Origin of the sequence: Dapis hubbardiae BLCC-M172, assembly GCF_050016015.1 — a bacterium.
GTDB lineage: Bacteria > Cyanobacteriota > Cyanobacteriia > Cyanobacteriales > Microcoleaceae > Trichodesmium.
On sequence record NZ_JBNHEQ010000102.1, the window covers coordinates 1 to 4,010 of the forward strand.

At 37.5% G+C, this 4,010-nt stretch carries 6 protein-coding genes; 4 read left to right on the plus strand and 2 right to left on the minus strand.

The window, feature by feature from the left end; genetic code table 11:
* Window positions 1–240: 240 nt before the first annotated feature.
* On the minus strand, window positions 241–570 hold the full coding sequence (locus tag ACP6PK_RS09845; protein WP_426559450.1) for a hypothetical protein: 330 nt from the start codon (window positions 568–570) through the stop codon (window positions 241–243).
* A gap of 4 nt (window positions 571–574) precedes the next feature.
* Window positions 575–1,099 (minus strand): hypothetical protein, encoded by a 525-nt coding sequence (locus ACP6PK_RS09850; RefSeq protein WP_426559451.1) that lies wholly within the window; start codon window positions 1,097–1,099, stop codon window positions 575–577.
* Window positions 1,100–1,418: 319 nt separating this feature from the next.
* Between ACP6PK_RS09850 and ACP6PK_RS09855 the strand changes: the two genes are divergently transcribed.
* The 4 genes from ACP6PK_RS09855 to ACP6PK_RS09870 all read left to right on the plus strand — a co-directional run.
* Window positions 1,419–1,718, plus strand: coding sequence for a hypothetical protein (locus ACP6PK_RS09855; protein WP_426559452.1), 300 nt, complete (start codon window positions 1,419–1,421; stop codon window positions 1,716–1,718).
* 193 nt (window positions 1,719–1,911) lie between these two features.
* A complete protein-coding gene (locus ACP6PK_RS09860; RefSeq protein WP_426559453.1) occupies window positions 1,912–2,250 on the plus strand; it encodes a hypothetical protein in 339 nt (112 codons plus the stop codon).
* Window positions 2,251–2,367: 117 nt separating this feature from the next.
* Window positions 2,368–3,222: a calcium-binding protein gene (locus ACP6PK_RS09865; RefSeq protein WP_426559454.1), complete on the plus strand. Its 855-nt coding sequence runs from the start codon at window positions 2,368–2,370 to the stop codon at window positions 3,220–3,222.
* A 371-nt stretch (window positions 3,223–3,593) separates the two neighbouring features.
* On the plus strand, window positions 3,594–4,010 hold a 417-nt coding region (locus tag ACP6PK_RS09870; protein WP_426559455.1), incomplete at its 3' end, for a tetratricopeptide repeat protein.

Below are 4,010 nucleotides of genomic sequence, written 5' to 3' on the forward strand. Positions count from 1 at the left end.
TAATCTAGTTTGGTGATAGCAAGCTCAGAATGTCATCACCAAACTTTGGGAAAATAGCTTAATTCTTTCTTCAGATAGCAATGTGCGCTGGTATATTTACATACTACATACAAATCTATAATAGTATTACAGCGACTGTATGACCTATATTTTTCATAAATTACGCGATAGAACTCCGTTTCGCTGTCGCGATCGCGTCTTGGTCAAAATGTTCAGGATGCCTGTTCACCTTCTTGAAAACTAGACACGCGCTAGACATTTGCCATCGGTGAGGTGCAAATGATTTCGTAGCTCACCCGTTTCAATGTGTACTTGCACAGAAAGTTCATGTTCCGCCCATAAACTATAGGTTAGGATACCCTCAAGGGCTTTCCTCCATTGAAAAAGTTGAGTCCGGCGAATAAGATGCAGTTTAATAAAGCTAGCAACTCGCCTCCAATGACTCCAATCATGTTTGTTGACATCCTCTGGTCTCAACAAACATTTGGGGATTTTTTCTGATAACTTTAAGGCTCTACGACCAATTACTAAAGCAGCAGCAGTGCCACTGTTTAAACCGTATTTAGCCATATAATTAACCATTCCTATCACGAAGCGTAAAAGCAGGGTTGACTTTGATTAATTCAACTCCAAATCTTCTACAACGTGACTCTAAAGCTTCTCTAAATATTCCCGTAGCTAGTAAGACAAGCATCTCATTATAAACTTTACTTTCCTCGCTCCGAGCAATGGATTTTTTCTTGGTAAAATCCAGAGACTCAATGGCTATTGCACATTCAAAAAACTCTGCTAATTTCACAACTTGACAAACAATATTTCTCATAGTTACTTGTCGTTGCCCAGTAGTTTTATTTTTCCATTGGTAAGGTATCTCTTCTAAATATTCAATATTGCCATCCCATTTAACATAAGCAACTGAAATTGATTCCGTATTAAAATCAATACCTATACAACCATTTTTTCTAGTATGAACTACTGGTATTTCTTGTACATAAGTAGAAAGATGTACATACCAATTATCATGTTTATGCTCCCTGCGAAAAATAGAAATTGTGATTGGTTTTAAATTATTTATGGCATAATCTAATCGAAACCCCATTCCTGCCTGGTTTTATATCCGTTTTCTGCCAAATTATGTTGAGCATTAAATAATTTCTTTGAACCAAAACAAATATGTAAACGTTCTGTAGAATTTAACTTCTTTAATTTTCGTTTCAGAACAGATATTATGCTACACAAGAATACATAAGTAGTATGTAAATATGCCAGCACTCATTGCTATAGCTATAAAAACCCAATATTTTTATTCAAAGACATCTGCCAAAATGGCAACCATTCCCTAATTATTCTGGTTATATTAAAAATGTCAAGTAAAGCAAAGTTGTTTGAAGATTTTAAAAAAAATCAGGAGAAAAACAATGATTATTTCTGAATTAAACTACTTAGAATCTGCTGAAGCTGAAGTATTAGGTGGAAGAGGAATCAACATCAACAGCAAGTTCAAATTAGACAAAAATGTAGATGCTAGCGTTAATATCAACGAAATATTCATTAAGACTGTTAATCTTGACTTGAGTGGCTTATATGGAAATGGTGCTGAAGTACTAGGTTCTTCTGATGCTCAAGGTAACAACACATTCACCAGCATCATCTTTGGTACTCAAACTGGTCCTGACCACTCTGAGTCCTTCGTTAACGCTGTCTCTTTCAGCTACTAGGAAATAGTTCTAGTACAACTCAGGTAACTTCCTATTTGTAGGAGGTTAGCACTAAAGTTAGTTGACTTTTGTAGGGGACAGCCGTTTCGCTCCAAGACATATAAAGCGAAGCTTAGCCCTAGCAAAAGTAACCCTACGTATGGATTTAATATTCATTTAACAAACATTATCTAAAATAGCCAGCAGATTCGTTATGGGAAGATTCAAAATTAGTGACCTATCTTTTTACGAAACTATTGGTGATATTGAAATTCAGGGTGGGTTATTCTACTATCGTAATTTTAGCAATTTGAGGAATTTATTATTCCCAAGCCTCAGTATTTATGGATTTTATCCGCCTACTTTGACAAACTACTTTTCAGAGGAAAAAGAAGGGTTTTTGGCTGAAGAGTTTAGAGAAAATAATGGTGGTTATATATATCATCGTCCATTCTCCACTCAAGACCATAAAACACAAATTACTCTGGAAGTAAAAAGGACTGGTAATAGTAATTCTATCTGGGGTCATATGACATCTTATACTTATCATTAATATCACTGTTGTTAATTATTAGAGTCGCAATCCCTAGAATGTTGTAGGTGCTTCTTTGATGAAGAATAAAAGATTTACCCTATCCAAAAAATAAGTTTACTTTAAGAGGTTGAAAAAATGACTATTGAGCTACAAGAAATTCTAGACGAAATTACGGCTAAGATAGCCGAAGTTCAGGCCAAAGCAGAAGCTATTCAGGCAAGATCAGAAGCTCTTGGAGCCGGTGCCCAAACTGGAACGGAGAGAGGAGACTTTCTTTTTGCCTTTGGTTTCAGTAATAATGCTACTATAAGCGGGCTTGCTGGTGACGACCGAATTTTTGGACGTTTTGGCGATGACGAACTTTTTGGAGGTGAGGGGGATGACCTCATAGATGGGGGTTTCGGAAATGACGCTATTCTTGGGGAAAACGGGGATGACGTACTACTTGGCAAGTCTGGTGATGACTTCGTAAGCGGGGGTGCCGGCAATGATATCGTGAATGGAGGTCAAGGAAATGACCAACTTGATGGGGGAGACGGTAACGACCAACTAAGTGGAGGTCCCGACAGTGATATTCTCCTTGGAGGTACAGGTGCTGACATCCTTATAGGAGCTGGTGGGGATCAGGTAGGGGGTAGCCCTCAGCAAGATATACTAATTGGTGGTACCATTGATGCTAATGGTTTTCCTGTTGGTGATGGTGCTCCGGATCAATACGTGCTTGGTGATGCCAATGGCCCTTTTTATGCCACCGCTGGCTTTGGTGACTTTGTAAATATTTTGGACTTCGAGCCAGGTGTGGATGGTCTCGATTTAAGCCCATCTGTGCAACATGGACTACTTTTCTTTGACGCCAACGGTGATGGAGTTATCGATCCTAGCCAAGGTGACGGTACAGATATTTATGCTTTATTGCCTGATGGTCCAGATTTGATAGCTTCTGTAATAGGAGTAGATTTAACCCAGGGGCAGGGAGTCGTGGTGGTTTAACCTCTTCCCGTTTGGGAGGGAATGCCAACAACTCTAATGATTATAAATAAAAATCCTGGATTTTAAAGGCTTAGAGCCTTTAAAATAGAGAGTTACTTGTTGTCAGTTTAATAAGTAAGTAAAAAATAAATGACGATAAGCTAGTGTATTCTCCCTGTCATATCTTGCACCATTCTCAACAAAACCAAAAAAACTGGGTTTATCAACGAAAAATCAAGCTCTTGAAGCTAAAAGATTTGCAATAAACCCGGTTTTTAATCTAGGTACAAGATGTATGCCATAATAAAAGTTTCTGGGGTAGGCAAAGATTTTGTTTACGATTTGCTCCCACCATAAAAACGGTATCACAAGATAAATATGCTGATATAGCCATGAATAAAAAAGAATTTTCAAAATCAAATATTAAATCCCTGATCCAAATTGCGGTACAAAAGCATCAGTCTGGTGAATTGGATGAAGCTGAGTCACTATACAAACAGATATTACAAATTCACCCGGAATGTATAGATAAGCAAGAAGATTTAGAAAAAGAATATCGCCCAATAATAATTGGTAATTTGGCAAATATATTTGAGCAAAAAGGCAAGTTAGATGCAGCGATAGAGCATTACCAACAGACTTTACAACTCAAGCCTGACTATGCTGAAGCTTATTATAATTTAGGTAATGTTTTTCGACAACAGGGCAAGTTAGAAGCAGCCGTAGAATCTTATCAGCAAGCTATAAAAATTAAACCTGAAATTGCTCAAGCTTATGATAATTTAGCTAATGTTTTTCGACAACAGGGC